The organism is Oceanobacillus sp. B139/18 (genome assembly GCF_055524595.1).
This window is the reverse complement of record NZ_JBVFXI010000001.1, coordinates 658,610-674,993: the sequence shown is the minus strand read 5'-3', so window position 1 is coordinate 674,993 and position 16,384 is coordinate 658,610. Positions and strand designations below refer to the sequence as shown.

15 protein-coding genes and 2 riboswitches are annotated in these 16,384 nt (G+C 38.3%); of the genes, 3 read left to right on the top strand and 12 right to left on the bottom strand.

The window, feature by feature from the left end; all coding sequences use genetic code 11:
- Nucleotides 1-310: 310 nt before the first annotated feature.
- From pnpS to ACZSMY_RS03225, 5 genes are all read right to left on the bottom strand, one after another.
- Nucleotides 311-1,675: a two-component system histidine kinase PnpS gene (pnpS, locus tag ACZSMY_RS03245; RefSeq protein ID WP_042534518.1), complete on the bottom strand. Its 1,365-nt coding sequence runs from the start codon at nt 1,673-1,675 to the stop codon at nt 311-313.
- Nucleotides 1,676-2,368 (bottom strand): response regulator transcription factor, encoded by a 693-nt coding sequence (locus ACZSMY_RS03240; protein ID WP_042534520.1) that lies wholly within the window; start codon nt 2,366-2,368, stop codon nt 1,676-1,678.
- Nucleotides 2,369-2,631: 263 nt separating this feature from the next.
- Entirely contained in the window at nt 2,632-3,198 is a 567-nt protein-coding gene (thiT, locus tag ACZSMY_RS03235; RefSeq protein WP_374705718.1) for an energy-coupled thiamine transporter ThiT, read from the bottom strand.
- Nucleotides 3,199-3,341: 143 nt separating this feature from the next.
- Nucleotides 3,342-3,446: riboswitch (TPP riboswitch) on the bottom strand.
- 64 nt (nt 3,447-3,510) lie between these two features.
- Entirely contained in the window at nt 3,511-5,304 is a 1,794-nt protein-coding gene (locus ACZSMY_RS03230) for a M3 family oligoendopeptidase (RefSeq protein ID WP_465147452.1), read from the bottom strand.
- A gap of 140 nt (nt 5,305-5,444) precedes the next feature.
- On the bottom strand, nt 5,445-5,663 hold the full coding sequence (locus tag ACZSMY_RS03225; RefSeq protein ID WP_042534526.1) for a phage holin: 219 nt from the start codon (nt 5,661-5,663) through the stop codon (nt 5,445-5,447).
- A gap of 216 nt (nt 5,664-5,879) precedes the next feature.
- Between ACZSMY_RS03225 and ACZSMY_RS03220 the strand changes: the two genes are divergently transcribed.
- Nucleotides 5,880-6,413, top strand: a complete 534-nt coding sequence (locus ACZSMY_RS03220; protein ID WP_042534528.1) for a YceI family protein — start codon at nt 5,880-5,882, stop codon at nt 6,411-6,413.
- Between the two features lie 59 nt (nt 6,414-6,472).
- On the opposite strand, the gene ACZSMY_RS03215 is transcribed toward ACZSMY_RS03220, so the two are convergent.
- The 3 genes from ACZSMY_RS03215 to ACZSMY_RS03205 all read right to left on the bottom strand — a co-directional run bounded on the left by ACZSMY_RS03215 (nt 6,473) and on the right by ACZSMY_RS03205 (nt 10,080).
- Entirely contained in the window at nt 6,473-7,351 is an 879-nt protein-coding gene (locus ACZSMY_RS03215) for a VanW family protein (RefSeq protein ID WP_465147451.1), read from the bottom strand.
- A gap of 306 nt (nt 7,352-7,657) precedes the next feature.
- Nucleotides 7,658-8,866: an NAD(P)/FAD-dependent oxidoreductase gene (locus ACZSMY_RS03210; protein WP_042534532.1), complete on the bottom strand. Its 1,209-nt coding sequence runs from the start codon at nt 8,864-8,866 to the stop codon at nt 7,658-7,660.
- A gap of 311 nt (nt 8,867-9,177) precedes the next feature.
- Entirely contained in the window at nt 9,178-10,080 is a 903-nt protein-coding gene (locus ACZSMY_RS03205; protein WP_193064825.1) for a hypothetical protein, read from the bottom strand.
- A gap of 309 nt (nt 10,081-10,389) precedes the next feature.
- Nucleotides 10,390-10,494, top strand: a riboswitch (SAM riboswitch).
- Between the two features lie 149 nt (nt 10,495-10,643).
- Here ACZSMY_RS03205 and ACZSMY_RS03200 point away from each other — a divergent pair.
- Entirely contained in the window at nt 10,644-11,750 is a 1,107-nt protein-coding gene (locus ACZSMY_RS03200; protein WP_465147450.1) for a methionine biosynthesis PLP-dependent protein, read from the top strand.
- A gap of 170 nt (nt 11,751-11,920) precedes the next feature.
- On the opposite strand, the gene spx is transcribed toward ACZSMY_RS03200, so the two are convergent.
- Entirely contained in the window at nt 11,921-12,328 is a 408-nt protein-coding gene (gene spx / locus ACZSMY_RS03195; RefSeq protein WP_042534537.1) for a transcriptional regulator Spx, read from the bottom strand.
- A gap of 322 nt (nt 12,329-12,650) precedes the next feature.
- Nucleotides 12,651-14,015 carry a D-alanyl-D-alanine carboxypeptidase/D-alanyl-D-alanine endopeptidase gene (gene dacB / locus ACZSMY_RS03190; RefSeq protein ID WP_289584826.1) on the bottom strand — a complete coding sequence of 455 codons (1,365 nt, stop codon included), beginning with the start codon at nt 14,013-14,015 and terminating at the stop codon, nt 12,651-12,653.
- Between the two features lie 136 nt (nt 14,016-14,151).
- On the opposite strand from dacB, the gene ACZSMY_RS03185 reads away from it, so the two are divergent.
- Nucleotides 14,152-14,247, top strand: a complete 96-nt coding sequence (locus tag ACZSMY_RS03185) for a YjcZ family sporulation protein (RefSeq protein ID WP_084612984.1) — start codon at nt 14,152-14,154, stop codon at nt 14,245-14,247.
- A 192-nt stretch (nt 14,248-14,439) separates the two neighbouring features.
- Here ACZSMY_RS03185 and tatA read toward each other — a convergent pair whose 3' ends face one another.
- Entirely contained in the window at nt 14,440-14,655 is a 216-nt protein-coding gene (gene tatA / locus ACZSMY_RS03180) for a twin-arginine translocase TatA/TatE family subunit (protein ID WP_042534539.1), read from the bottom strand.
- Between the two features lie 71 nt (nt 14,656-14,726).
- Nucleotides 14,727-16,340: a M20/M25/M40 family metallo-hydrolase gene (locus ACZSMY_RS03175; protein WP_465147449.1), complete on the bottom strand. Its 1,614-nt coding sequence runs from the start codon at nt 16,338-16,340 to the stop codon at nt 14,727-14,729.
- Nucleotides 16,341-16,384: the final 44 nt, after the last annotated feature.

Here is a 16,384-nt window from a genome sequence, read left to right as displayed (position 1 = left end):
TCGCATAACCAGTTAAACTCGTCTCTATATGACATCGATATCTTTCAGAACCAAAAGCGCAATGGTCTTCGGTGGGAAGATAAAGAGCAGCAATGTGGTCAGGTTAATGAATTTTATAAAAATTATATTTAATACAAGTAGATAGCAATAAGACTAATCAGCGAAGGAGAATCATGGAAACTCCTGGCCGGCTAAGAACGGTCACGTCCTGTGGCCAACGGCCGACCCTAGGACGCCCTGTCCATCGTGGGAAAGCACGGAGGGAAGCCCCCCGCAGAAAAAAAGCCATCACTATAACGCTAGTGATGACTTAATCTTTCGGAATATAAACGTGAATAGCAGTTCCTTTATTCACTTCGCTTTCTACAACAATCTCCCCTTGATGAACCTCTACAATATGCTTCACAATTGCAAGTCCAAGTCCTGTTCCTCCAGTATTCCGGCTTCTGTCCTTATCCATTCTGTAAAATCGTTCAAATACTCTTGGGATAGCCTTTTTTTCAATCCCGATTCCTGTATCTTCGATTGAAAACAACACTCGATTATTCTTTTCAGAGACGTTTAGACTAACGCTTCCGTCTGATGACGTATAATTAATTGCATTGTCTGCAAGGTTGATAATAACCTGTTTCAATTTTTCTGCATCTGCATACATATGAATATCAGCTGGAATAGATGTCGTAAAATGCAACTCTTTTTTCTCTGCTTTTTGTTCTAAAGACGGCAAAACCGCATCAATCATCTGTTTGACATTAAAATCTGCTTTTTGAAGTTGAAAATCTTCTCTTTCTAAACGGGAAAGCTCGAGCAGATCCTCTATAAGCAACTGTAATCGATGGCTTTCCTTAAAAATAATATCAATAAATTCTTCTGCTGCTTTTTCATCATGCTGTTTTTCCTTTAGCGTTTCCGCAAATCCCCGGATAGAAGTTATTGGTGTACGCAGCTCGTGAGAAACATTGGCAACAAAATCTTTGCGCATTTTTTCTAAACGCTTTAATTCCGTAATATCATATATAACCAGGACAGCACCCTTAATCATATTATGCTCATTAAAAATAGGAGCTGCAATCACTTCCATATAGTTTTTAGTCAGACCGCGCTTATTTTTAAATTGTTCTTTGACAGGCTCTTCATACAGAAATGTTTTTTGGACAACGTCGTGCATTGCCTCGTTTTCAAATACTTCATAATATAGATGACCGCGGTATTGTTTCTCTTTTCCTTGAAACATTTCCGTAAACCCTCGATTCACCAGATGAACGTATCCTTTTTCATCAATCAGCGCCAGCCCGTTTTTCATATTATCAATAATAGAAGTTAATTGCTCGGCATGCATTTGTTCCTGAATCGTAATTTCATTCATATTTCGTGCTAATTTATTGATATTTTTGCTTAACTGCTCCATTTCTTCACTATTACTGTTATTAAAACGGGCAGAATAATTTCCTTTAATCATTTCATTTACTGTTTTTGAAGCTTTATTAAGCGGTCTTGTGTATTTATTGTAGAATTGCATAAATATAATGGAAATCACTAAAAATTCCACTAAAATAATTGCTGCGATAAATATCCAGTTTCCTTGAGCTTGTACCATTAACCAGCCCGATAAAACCAGGACAATCGTGATACCTAGTATATTAGGAAACAAGGGTTTCGAAAATAATATTTGCATTTAAACCGGCTCCTCCAATTTATAACCTAATCCGCGGACTGTTTTAATATAAACAGGCTTTTTGGAATCAGGTTCAATTTTGTCCCGCAGATGACTCACATGAACATCTACAATTCTCGTATCTCCAACAAAATCATAATCCCACACACTGCTGAGTAATTGATCTCTGGAGATGACCTTTCCCTTATGTTTAGCCAAATAGTACAACAGTTCAAACTCTTTTCGTGTGAAAGTAATCAATTCTTCTTTCATTTCTGCTTCATAACGTTCCGGGTAAATCGTTAAATCCTTTATCCGTAGCGCTTGATAATGATTCTCGAGCGGACGCTGTGTTCTTCTGATAATTGCTTTCACACGGGCAATGACTTCTTTCGGGCTGAACGGCTTTGTCAGATAGTCATCTGCGCCAAGCTCCAGACCGAGGATTTTGTCTATTTCTTCATCTTTTGCGGTGAGCATTAATATCGGTGTATCAATATCATTCTTTCTTAACTTCCGGCATACTTCTATTCCATCCAGTTTTGGAAGCATTACATCTAAGATAATTAACTCATAGTTATCTGCAGCAGCTTTTTGATAGGCTTCTTCTCCATCGTATGCTACCTCTGTTGTGAATCCGGCATTTTCCATATTATATTTTAATAAAGTAACAATCGATTGCTCGTCATCCACAATTAGAATCTGTTTTCCCACTTAGAAAATCCCCCTTATTCATATATACGTTCTCTTAGACAAAAATTCCTTCTTTTAAAGCTCCCTTTTTTTGTTAAATGAAGATGTGAGAATGTATCTTTATATATTTTATTTTCTTTATTCTACCATTATTCACGTTCAACGCCTATTCCATAAGTAAATGTTAATAAAACTTAACAAAACTATCCAAATAAAAATAATGGTTTAAGAAAAACCTGAAGCAAGATGTGCTACAGGTTTTTGTGTGAGGGAGTTTTCTTTTGTTATACTTTTCCAACTAATGTTCTCGGCTGTTTATAAAACAGGAGGAACACAATAACAAGACTTAAAATAAAGGATGGAACCATATAGGATGAATTATATATTAATGAATAAAGCCACGCCGGCTGTCCTTCGACGGCTGAACCAAAGAAAACCATTCCGGCAATATAATGACAAATAAAACGAGCAGCTGATCCCAGAAATACACCTACGGATATATAGACAAAGGATTTCTTTACCCGCTTGTTTTTCATGCTTTCGATAACCTGCTTCGAAAACACTCCGGCAAGCCCTACTACCGTAAAAGCTAATCCATACTCAATGATTCCCTGTACGGGATGCAGGATATAAGCTGTACCAGTTGCCACCTGTAATATTCCCCAAAGGAAACCGGACAACAAACCTCCTTTCAGACCCCAGCGAAAGGCTACAATGAAGACAGGAATCATTGCAAAAGAAACGGAGCCTCCTTGCGGCCAAAGCTTAAATCCTAACGGTAAAATGTCCAGCAGTAATGCAAGTGCCGTAAAAATAGCTACTTCTACTAAAAATAATGTTTTATTCTTCAATCGTCTCTCCCCCATTTACATCGAACAATCTTTTTTTAGACAACAAAAAAGCAATGCCAAGGGAGTCTTCTTGATGGCGGTATTCTTTAAAAAATACATTTTAAGAGAATACCTTAAACTCCACTCACACATTGCTTTTATATCCATCAAAAAGTCCACAATCCCTACGCCAGCGCTAACTGACAGGTTCAAAGGGTCAGAACATAGAAAATGTCCACTCTCAGCCAAAGGCTCCCCTTGCAGGCTTTTTATATTCACTTTTTTGTATAGGCTTAGTATAAATCACTTTCTAAAAAACCGCAATAGCCCCTGTTATTTTTCAACTTTCTTCGCTAATTCCAAAAATTCCTGCACATCCTGTTTACATATTTCGATGGCATTTTCCCAAAACTCAGGCTTGGACAAATCTACTTGCAAATGCTTTTCAGCAAGCTCTTCTACGGTCATTCTGCCGGTATCCCTTAATAAAGCAGTATATTTTGCTTCAAAATCTCCTTCATAATCCTTTGCATAAGCATAAATTCCCTGGCTGAATAAATAACCAAATGTATACGGGAAGTTATAAAATGGCACACCAGTAATATGAAAATGCAGCTTGGAAGCCCAGAAATGCGGATCATATTCGGACAGACTTCCGCAGTAAGCTTCCTTCTGTGCTTCCACCATAAGTTCATTTAACCGTTCCGTACTGACCATACCTTGCTTCCGTTCTTCATAGAATTGTTTCTCGAATAAAAAGCGTGCATGGATGTTCATGAAGAAAGCCACACTGCGCGATACTTTATCCTCTAACAACGTTAATTTTTCTTCATCTGTCGCCGCCATTTTCACCGATGCATCCGCTACAATCATTTCTGCAAAGGTCGAAGCAGTTTCCGCAACATTCATTGCATAGCCTTGATTCAAACCGTTCATATCGTTCATCACATACTGGTGATAGCCATGTCCCAACTCATGAGCCAGGGTAGCTATATTAGAAGGTGTTCCAGAGTACGTCATAAAAATACGAGTTTGTTCACTGAGCGGAAAGCTTGTACAGAAGCCCCCCGGACGTTTTCCTGCACGATCTTCCGCTTCAATCCAGCATTTTTCAAACGCCATTTGTGCGAAATCCGCCATTTGGGGACTGAAGCCGCGGAATTGCTCTACAATAAAAGCAGCTCCTTCATCATAACTTTTCTTTTCCATTTTTGATTGAATCGGAGCATTCACATCGAAAATGCTTAATTTATCCAAATTTAACAGAGAAGCCTTTTGATGTAAGTAGTCTGCAAATAGGGATTTATGCTTTTCAATTGCTCCCCACATTGTATTTAATGTTTCTTCCTTCATTCGATTTTTTGCTAACGGCTCTTTTAAGACTTTGTCCCATCCATAATGTTTATAGGTCTGCAGGCGAAATCCAGCCAGGTGATTTAATGTCTGCCCAAATAAGTCCTCATTCGCTTTCCAGGCATCACTTATTCGCCGGTAAACATATTCTCTCTGCTCACGGTCAGGTGTCGACAGCTTATTAGCAGCCTGCCCAACAGAGTATTGTTGAACTTTTCCGTCCTCTTCTATATCAATTTTCATATTGCCGACTATTGTTTCATACATTTGGTTCCATGCATGGTACCCATCTATTGCTAAATCCCCGATTAAAATTTCTTCATTTTTAGATAATTGTTCACGTGCCCGCTCTCTTCTTTCTGTTAAAATAAATTGAAGCGGCTTTATCGCTTCCCTTTCCAGCAAGAGGTCCCAATTTGCTTCAGTCACTGCTCCCAGCTTCTGGTCGACTATTTTTGTTAACGCACTGTGCGCAGCCGCTATCTGCGCTCTTTTGGCAACATAGATATCTGCCTGTTTATCCGTTACATCCTGTGCACTTAAACAGCTGATAAACGCTCCCATCTCACGTAATTTTTTTGTAATAAGCTCGATTTGTTTTAAAACATGCTCCCAATCTTCTCCAAATCCGTTTGCTTCAAGATTATTTACGCTTTCGGTGACAGTCTCAATTTCTTCACTTAGCTCATTTACAAATTGACGAAGCGCTTCAGAATCGCTTTGCCCTGGAAAAATAACATCTAGATCCCATGTTGGTTGTAATTTTTGAGTCATCAGCTTCTCTCCCTTTTTTTATTCTATTATCTAATATTTAGTATAACGAAATTGTTAAAACAAAGCATTAAAAAAAAGCCTGTAAAGAAAATTTATTCTATTACAGGCATTTATTTCCCATCTATTTTTAAACAGCTATCTTATTTCTTTTTAGAAGACTTCTTTTTTTGTTTCTCCTTAGCCGCTTTTTTCCGCCTTATCCAAGCATTTAAAACCGCCGCAATGGTGAATATAGCAGATAATAGTTGTTCTATCAGGGTACTATCGATAAGCATCGGTGACTTATCTAATAGCACAAAAATTTGATTTGTTGCTGCGATAATCACGGCTATTATACTAATCATAGTACCTTTGTCCACTTTCTCCCCCTCCTTATACAACCCTATATATTATTATTGCAAAAACAAGGTTTTAGGAACGGCAGAAACCTTTAGAAGTTTCATTATCTATTTACTTGGGTATCATACATATATGCATTTAAAATATTTTTAATTAAAGATACTTGACTTTCTTTATTTATTATTTTACACTTGGTAACAGAAAGTAAGTAACTAATTATTTAGGAGGAATCGTAAATGGCAAAAGTAAACTGGAATTTAGACACAGCGCATAGTGAAGTAGGATTTTCTGTAAAGCATATGATGATTTCAAAAGCAAAAGGAACCTTCGATAATTTTGATGCAAAAATCGTTGCAGATGCAGAAGATTTAACCGATGCAGAAATTGAATTAAACATTGATGTGGAAAGCATCAACACTCGTAACAAAGACCGTGACGACCACCTTCGTTCTGCTGATTTCTTTGACGCAGAAAATTACCCTAAAATCACTTTCGTTGCAACAGATATCAAAAAATCTGGGAATAACTACGAAGTAACTGGTGATTTAACATTAAAAGGAACAACTAAACCGGTCACTTTGGATGTTGTTTTTGAAGGTCAAAGTAAAGATCCAATGAGCGGAAGCATTGTTGCAGGCTTCAGCGGTTCAACAAGCATCAACCGTAAAGAATTCGGTTTAACATGGAATGCTTCTCTCGAAACTGGCGGAGTTCTGGTAGGAGAAGAAGTAAAAATCAACTTTGAATTAGAATTACAAAAGGCTGAATAATATCACTAGCCTTTCCATCATAAAACAGCAAGCCCCTGATTTTACGCTGAGCAGTAAAATCAGGGGTTTTTTGCCTGAAAAAGAGAAGCATCGCGACTCGTATAAACAGCGACCGTCATCACTCCTTCTTCAGCCCTTGCTTGAATCAGCACCGGACGGTTATATTTATTACGGAACGCAAAATCCGGCCCCCACCAGCTCACTGTAGCATCTCTGCCCTTCGGAACATAAGGGACCTCTCTGCTGTGTGCATAGCGTTCGGTTATTTCAATGCCTTGCAGATCCACCGCATTAAATAATGTTGAGGATACCTGGCAAATCCCTCCGCCAATATCTTCACTAAACTCCCCTTTTACGATTACCGGAGCCGGCAGGTAACCTCTTTCTCTTGTCCGCTCTCCCACGATTTCATTAAAGGAAAAATGCTCACCGGGAAAGATCACTGTATTATTGATTGCATCTGCAGCCAATTCAATATTGCGTGTTCTTTCAGTATTCCCTTTTTTAAACCTTGTCGTAAAACGATTTAACTCTTTCTCCTTTAATTCTTTTAAAAGGTCTTCATTCACGCGTGCCGGAATCATTTGTTTTGGTACTTGTAGCCGGTTTTTCCCTGCCCCGCCATAATAAGCTTCGTTAATCAGAGTATGAAATTGGTTTACGTCCAGGGTAAATCCTTGTTTTTCTTTGATAATTTCTCCATTTTTATCTATATAAGCATTTTCCGGTTTTTTATAGACCTGCTCCTGCATATATTTTGTTAACCCTTGAATCTCATTCCAATCCAATAACGCTTCATCCATTTCAAATATATACGGCTTTAAATCGATAAGCCAAGAATCATCCTGTTCATCATAAAGTTCCATAACAGCAGCATTCGTTGTATGAGGAAATATAAGAAATAAAAATAGCAATAAAAGTAAAATCGTTCGCATCATGACACACCCCTTAAGACTTAGTATGTTTGGGATGCTTTATTTCTATACAGTGAATAAGCTAGGATTTACTGTTACGCGGTGGAGAGTATTCCTTGTTAAAAAGCAAAAAAATTGCCGGGAGATTATCCCGGCAATTTTTAAAAGCTTATCTAAAGTCCCTGTTGTCTTCTAAATATTCACTTGCAACACGGTAGCCTACCAGGGCTGTCAGAGCAAGTAGAACGTAACATAATAAATTCTTCATATCGCTTACCTCCTGTGGAGTAATTTATCAAATACAACTTCAATTCGAATGTTATTTGGTTATTAGAATGGACGGAATTTACCTTTTTTAAGTAATGTTTTAGCACCGCCGACTAAGAATAGAGAACGGTCATCAACAACTTTTTTCATTGCTGCCGCTGCTTTACCGCTTAGTTTTTTACCATCAAGCACGTTTCCGATACCATCAGATAAGCCAAGAGATGCAACTGTTCCTTTGTTAGAGAAAACAAAGTCAGTAATCACTTCATCACGAATCAATGCAACAATGTTATCTGCTGCTTTCGCGCCTTCTTGTACAGCCAGCTGACCAGTTGGAGGGAATGGTTTTCCAGTTTCCGGATCCATTGTCCATGAGCAGTCTCCAAGGATAAAGATATTTTCTTCTCCTTCTGGACGTAAATCTAATCCAACATTTACTTTTCCTTTGAATAATTCAAATCCGGATTCAGCCAATACCGGGTTACCCATTACGCCGCCTGTCCATACAACTGTACCAGCTTTGATTAATTCGTTATCTTCGCCGACAACAAATCCGTCTTCTGTACATTCTTTGATGGCAGTACCAATACGGAATTCTACGCCACGATTTTCTAAGGACTGTTTTCCGTAAGAAACTAAATCTTCATCAAACATAGGTAAAATAGATGGCATTGCCTCTACGTTAATAATTTTTGCTTTGCTGCGATCGATATCGTATTTTTTACATAGCTCAGGTACTTTGTCTGCAAGCTCACCAACAAATTCAATCCCTGTGAATCCGCCGCCGCCGACAACGATGGTAAGCTGCTCGTCACGTTTTTCTTCGCTTGAAGAATACTGAGCAAACTGATATTCAATGTGCTCTGCAATTAATCGGCTGGAATCAATATCTGTGATTGCATAAGCATTCTCTTCCATACCCGGAATGCCAAATGAGTTGGATACAAATCCAAGTGCAAATACAAGATAGTCATAAGCCACTTCGCTGTTTTCAAGAACAACGCGTTTTTCCTCACGCTTCACTTCCGTAACGGTATCGTAAATTAAACGTACACGCTTAGGGTTAACTACATCTGTTAGCATAAAACGTGCCTGATTCGGGGTAATCGTACCCGCTGCTACTTCATGTAACCATGTACTTTCATAATGGTAATTATGTTTGTTGATTAACACAATCTCAGCTTCTTCAGGAGACAGCTGTTGAGTTAAACGTCTTGTTGCAACTAATCCAGCATAGCCTGCACCAAGAACGACTACTTTTGGTTTACTCATAATTCATCTTCCATCCTTTCTATCTTCCACAAATAAAATGTAATGTAATTTCGAACTATCACGTTTAATAGTCACTGCATCTATTATAATATCAAATTTTGCGGGATTAGGCTAATTTTCATTATAATTTCTTTAGAAAACTTAGCGAAACTTGTTTTATCAAAGAACCCGCATGATATATATGCTTATTAATAGGTGCGAAAGTTGAGATTTTAATATTAAAAAACTGCAAATTCGCCAGGCTACAGCAAATTCGCAGTTTTATTTTACCTTATTAATTTAATTATGAAACAGCTGCTTTCTTTCGTAATTTAATCAGCATAGATGGATGCAGTATCGACCTCAGAACCTTTGTGCTCTTCAGAACCTTTATCTGTTTCTGAGTCTGAGTTTTCTCCCTCTTCTTCAGTCTCATGCTCTCCATTATTTTCTTCTTCTTCAGGATTTCCTTCCTCTGATTCCGGCTCTTCACTCTCTACATCTTCAGAATCGGGTTCCTTGTTGTTTGCATTATCATCGTTGCCATTTTCTTCCTCTTCCGGCTGTTTCGGCGGTTGATCCGATTTATCTTTTGAATCTTCTTTCTCTGAATTCTCTTCATTCCTGTCATTTGTGCCGGGCGCCTCAGTTTCAGCTCCAGAATTATTGGAATCAGAAAAGCGGCTATTTTTTTCAGATTGATTCTGATGTACAGAAGCTGTGGAACGTTGCGTATTATTCGATTCTGATTCTCGGCTTTCTGTATTCTCATTATTTTCACCAGCTGCGTTTTCCTTATTTGAAGCGTTACTGCTTTGTTCACTGTCAGCTGGCTCATCATTTGTTATTTGATTAGATGATGCTTCCTCAGAAGCTATATAATCTTCTTCCTGCACCTCTGTTTCTGGATTTGTGTATGTTTCTTCCTCTGTTTCGGTACCTTGAGTCACAGTACGCTCTTCCTGCACTTCTATTTCATTGTCTTCCTGCTGAAGTATGTTGCGATAATCTAAATTAGCTGTTTGATAAATTTGTTCATTGTCTCCTAATAACCGATTATTCCAGGAGGTTGTAAAAATCTCTACGCTTTCTCCAGTTTGTCCAGTTCCGTCTTCTGTACTCACTTCCATTGAATATTCTACAGAGCGGTTATCCTTATAAATCCCCATGCCAATGATGATAATACAACCTGCTAACATAGAAATGTTTACCCATAATAGCTTTTTTTTGCGCATATATCTTCTTCCTTTTTAAATAGTTTCATTCGGATATTTATTATTTCACCCTTTTTATTATCAGACATATCCAACTCATTCAGAGTAATTGTCCATTTTATAACCATTCAACAATACGTTCACTACACTACCATTGTAATCGTCATCGGAGTCCTTTTCAAATACTTTTCGTTTTTTTCAAGCTTCTTCTTTCTATACACAGCCTCTAAGCCAGTGTTGCCGGCTTTTTCATTTTTAAAAAAATCAAGACTTGATTTTTTTTCCTCGCTCTTGTAAAGTTAACGTAATTATAATTTAATAAAATTCCAATTCTTATCCAGAGAGACGGAGGGACTGGCCCGACGATGTCTCAGCAACCAGCTGCTTCTAGCAAGGTGCTAATTCCAGAAGGGAACTCCCCTTTAAAGATAAGATATGTATCATCACGATATCATACCCTTCTTATCTCATCTCTGGAATAAGAAGGGTTTTTTATTGATTTCACATGGGAAAATCATAAGAAAACAGCATATTCGCGAAAGATAAGCGAATTCATGTTTCTGGATTGAGGAGGCTGAAGGAAAATGAGAAAAATAGAAACAGCATTAGTACAGTTAGGTAATAAAACGGACGAACGGACAGGGGCTATAAATCCGCCTATTTACATGTCAACAGCTTATCAGCACCAGGGAATTGGCCATTCCACAGGTTATGATTATACGCGTACCAAGAATCCGACCAGATCTGTTTTAGAGGAAGGTTTCGCAAAGCTGGAAGAAGGAGATGCTGCTTTCGCCTGCAGCTCAGGAATGGCAGCTATTCAATTAGTTCTCTCCTCCCTGTTTCGTATGGGCGATCACCTTATCGCGACAAAAGATATCTACGGAGGAACTTACCGTATTTTTAATCATTTTGAAAAAGCTTATAATATTTCCGTGACCTATGATGTCTGTCAAAATATCACGGAAACAGAACGATGTATTAACGAAAATACAAAGGCTATCTTTTTAGAAACACCGACGAACCCGTTACTTCAGGAGGTGGATATTGAAAAGTATGCGGAGCTGGCTAAAAAGCATAACCTGCTGCTTATTGTTGATAATACATTTTTAACACCTTATCTCCAGCAGCCAATTACGCTTGGTGCGGATATTGTAGTGCATAGTGCGACAAAATATATCGGCGGCCATAATGATGTTTTAGCCGGTCTGGTCGTAACCAAAAGTCCTGACCTTTCCGAAAAATTATTTGAAATGCATAATGCGTCAGGAGCAACATTATCTGCTTCAGACAGCTGGCTGCTTGTCCGCGGGTTAAAAACACTTGCATTGCGTATGCAGCGTCACGAGGAAAACGCACAAGAAATTGCTGCTTACCTGCGAGACCACTCGTCAATTGGACAGGTTTATTATCCAAATAAAGGCGGCATGCTTTCATTTTGTTTAGAAGATGCCGACCAGGTGCGTTCTTTCTTAGCTAACCTCAACTTAATTGTATTTGCCGAAAGTCTGGGCGGTGTAGAAAGCTTTATTACCTATCCTACAACACAAACACATGCCGATATGCCGGAGGAAGAAAGAGATAACAGAGGAATCGGTGATGACCTTCTTCGTTTCTCTGTAGGAATTGAAGATGCGGAGGATTTAATAGCAGATATTGAGCAGGCGCTGCAGGTTGTCAGTAAAATTTAAAACAATACCCCAAAAAAGAGGCAGCTCATTTTAAAGCTGCCTCTTTTTTAGAGTAAAGATGAAATTATATTCTTCCTTACATATTATTTAATTTGCTCAACATTCAACATATGGAAGCATACAGCCATTTCATCGTATGCTTCCATAATTTAAGGTTCATTTAAGGTTCGTTACCCTTTTATTAAACCTAAATCCACTTTCCATTGTAACCATTGCAGCTGTCTCGTTTTACGAGGTAAGAATTGACGAATATCTTCCTCATGGTACCCAACTTGGAATCTTTTTTCATCCACCAAAATTGGACTTTTCAGCAGTCTTGGGTATTTGTGAATTAATTTCAATAAAGTTTGCAGAGACAAATCCTCTACATTCAAATTCAATTCTTTAAAAATTTTAGAACGGGTTGAAAGTATCTCATCCGTGCCTTCCACAGTCATTTGTAAAATATTCTTTAGTTCGTCAATTGTCAATGGTTGATGTAAAATATTTCGTTCCTTATAAGCAATTCCATTTTTGCGAAACCATTGTCTCGCTTTTCTTGTAGATGAGCAAGATACTCCGTAAATATGCACTGTCATATTCATTCTCCTTATTATTTGACATATTCATTACAAGATTCAAAGTGATTATGATGAAATGAAAGTAAAACATTTCTGCTTCTTCATTCCATTTTTTCTATCTTAGTTTCACTTTAGCATGGAAATGTGGTAAAACTATGGTAAGGTCATAAAAAAAACATGAAATGAAGCTTAATTCATCGAAATAAAGCTTGCTGCTATTATTCCTTCGCTCTATAAATATGCTTCCCCGGCTTCACGATTCCACAATACGCCCTTAAACTTCTGTTTAATAACAGCTTAAATCAAATAATGAACCCCCCCAAAAAACAAATGACAAAGGTCAACACCATTCTTCTATCTCCGCCATTATCGCAACCAGTTCATCTTCTAATTCTTTTCCTGTATCCGTATCTAATAAATGATTAAATAAGATGGAAAAGATAAGCCGTTCTCCCTTTCCATTGGTTACATAACCGGAAAGAGTGCTGACACCTTCAATGGTTCCTGTTTTTGCCTGAACATCCAGTCCCTTCATACGTTCACGTAAAGTGCCTCCAATCATTTTATCGGCTTCTCCAGCTGCCGGCAGACTGGCTAAAAATTCAGGGAACCACTTTTCCTGCTGGATTTCGTACAGTAAACGCGTCAGTTCTTCGGCTGGAATAAAGTTAGCTGCTGAAATTCCGGAACCATCCTTTAACTGGATTGTATCCAGATTGATTGAATAGGTAGCCAGAGCTTCTTTCACTGCTGCCAGACCCGATTCCCATGAACCGTCATCATATGTTTTACGCCCTAATTCTTTTGTGAGCATCTCACCAATCCCATTATTGCTAAGCTTCATAAAGGGAATAATAATGCCAGTTAATGGCGGTGACTGTTTATGGTAAATACACGCTGCATCTCCCTGAAGCTTTCCTTTTTTTATCCGGCCTTCTAACGCAATACCTTCCTTTTTTAATATTTGCCGGATTGTGTCTGCGATATAATTTTCAATATGTTTAATAGCCATATATACTTCCTGCTTTCCTTCTTTCCTGCCGATTTTTCCTGATATAAAAAAGTGATTTGCTGAATTATTCCGCCTTACAATCAATGCTTCTTCATCTGCTTCTTCTGTCGTTACAGCATCGTTGGTCACCGTAATTCCTTCCGTATGCGGCAGGATTTCTATCTTTGGGGTTGTATGCAATTTTTCCGGGGTAATGATTAATTTAATAGCATTCGTATCATAATCTGTATCTGGAGCAAGTGTTAAAGCAGATACTTCTGAACCATACCCGTATTGCTGATCAGCCCAAATTAAATCATCAGACCAGCGGATATCATCGTACCAGCTGTCATCAAGAATAAAGTCTCCGGATATATTTTTGATCCCACGCTCTTTTAAAGAAGCCACAAACTGTTTATAATCCTTTTCTTGTAAAGTCGGGTCTCCCTTTCCAACCAAATAAACATTACCATGACAGGTTTCCTCCACTACTTTCCCCCCCAAATGAAGCTCGGTTTGAAATGTATATTCAGGACCTAATTTCCTTAATGCCGCTACTGCTGTAAGTATTTTCAAGTTGGAAGCAGGCTGCAGCCGTGTTGATGCATAATAATTAAACAAGCTTGCACCGCTTGTCCCGGAGCGCACACTTATTCCTGAAACACTTCCTTTGTTGTGACATTTGTTTAATAAAAAGTTATTTAGTTTTTGCATCGATTCCACCTCGGATGATGTATTACGTTCTTAATTTTCTAATTCGATATCTATAGGTTAAAATCCTTTTTTCTAGTCAAATACCCTCTCAAACATAAAATCATTTCATATAGTAAACATACAGGGGGTGTAAAAAATGAGTAATTACAATGAATTTGGCGGAGGTTTTGCTCTACTGGTAGTCCTGTTCATCTTATTGATTATTGTAGGTACTTCTTATTGGGGATTCTAGTGATGCCATGATAAACAAATCTTTTCCTCCTCTTCCCTATAATTAATTAGCTTTACGTACGGCTGGCTAAGAAAATAGATCGTGATTATGAACGCTTGTAAAGATAATGCATCAACCTCTTTACAAGCATTTTTTATATGTAATATAAAAACAAGGCGCATGATGGAAAACTACATCGGCGCCTTGTTCCTCTTATTTTGACGGGTCCTTTTCAGGCTCATCATTATCTTCTTTTATTTCTTTCTTTTTGTCTTCCTCAGACATTATATTATTTGCTGAATTTTTGAATTCCCGTAAGGTCTGTCCGGCTGCTTTCCCGATTTCCGGAAGCTTTTTGGGACCGAAAATAATTAAGGCAATGATAACTATCAATATCAAACCCGGAATACCTATGTTTGCTGGACTCATGGAACAACACCTCCATTCTGATTTCATTATAAATCATTTCGATCTATTTTTTAATGGTTACACCCATAAAATTATAACGATTTGCCTTCTTTTTGTGAAATTTGCAGAATGAGCTGACGCATTAAATATGGAAATTGCTCAAATGCATTGGTAACATGCAGCCTTTCTGTGCGTTTATGTGCATCATGTCCGAACGGACCTACATTTAATACAGGTGCATCCAATTTACGCATCAATGAAAACGGCAATTCATACGAATCCCCCCATACCGGCGTATTTTCCTCGTAAACCTGCAGGCCTGTATCACTGCCTTGATAATGTACATAACTCAAATCACAAATTCCATTTAAAAAATGACTCCGTTTGATATCTAATTGAAATTCGTTTTTCGCTTCTTTTTCAACAAAATCAACACAATATTCTACAAAACCGTTACCGCTGGAATTTACAGCAGGATAATAAGGAGGTGCAAATAAAATCACCATGGCTGGCGCAAGCTCCTGACAATGAATCATTAAGCTGTCCGTAATACGAAGCGATTTTTCCCGGTCATCATGAAAATGAATATCCTTTTTCACATCTTCAACAAATTCCCTGCCCAGTTTATTCCCTGCATACTCTAATAACTCTTTATAAGTAATTACTTTTACATGACCAATCGGCTGCACTTGATTATCCTTGCATATCTTTTTATACCGTTCATTACATTGTGCGGCAGCAGTCTTGGCAACCTGTTCAAATAAAGCAAAAGCCTCTTCTGCTGTCCGTTCTAAAAGAAAAATATTGTATAAAGCGGAAGAACGGTACGGAGTCTGAGTGGAATACCGCAGCCGCAAATCTGTTTGCTGCAGTGTAACCGGCAGCGGAGCGGTTTCACCGAGTACCGTTTCCTGAAAAATGGGATTCCATTCCATCTCCCTTGTTAAAAATGAAGAGATAAATGGAGATGTCATTCCGCTCAATGGTTCTCCTGCATGGGTTTCCTTCCCGTAGAATAAAGCTCCAGCTAAAACTTTCCCGATTGTCCCGCTGTAAATATAGTGTGTATTGTCCTTTGGGTCATGCCGAAATGTCGGCTCACTATTTAAAAATAACGTATAGGTTAAATCATGCTGTTTTTGTAATTCCGTCAGAACAGGGATAGCATAACGCATGCCTGCTGAATTCACTTCTTCGTCGGGCACAGTTAATAAAAGCAGGTTAATTGGCCATTCCTCTATACTGGCCTGTTCAATCAGACTCATATGCATCACAAGCCCCATCTTCATATCCATTGTGCCGCGCCCGAATAAGAAATCACCTGATTCTATATCTGCACGAATCTCTCTCGAAAATGTATCCTTTTGTTCCAGATATACTTTCGTAAGCTCCTCCGGCTGTGTTGCGAGCGGCTCAAGTGAACCATATTCCTCGGTATTTACCGTATCAAAATGGCTGATCAAACAAATCGTCTGCGTAGCTTCCGGATGTTTATATAAAACAGTTAAAAGCTTCCGGCGCTGGTCTGCCTCATGCAGTTTTAAGTAAGCAGGATGGTCATGAAAATAAGTTAAATCCTGAAGCTTTGCATATAGCTTTCTGGGAAATTGCTTTTCTCCTTCTGAAAGACTGATACTCTTCCAGCTCACAAGCTCATTTAAGAGCTGACGTAATTCATCCGCACTGTTCCATTGAAATGCCTCCACGAAAACCCCCGCCTTTCTATTAACCTTCCTTTCTATTATATCAG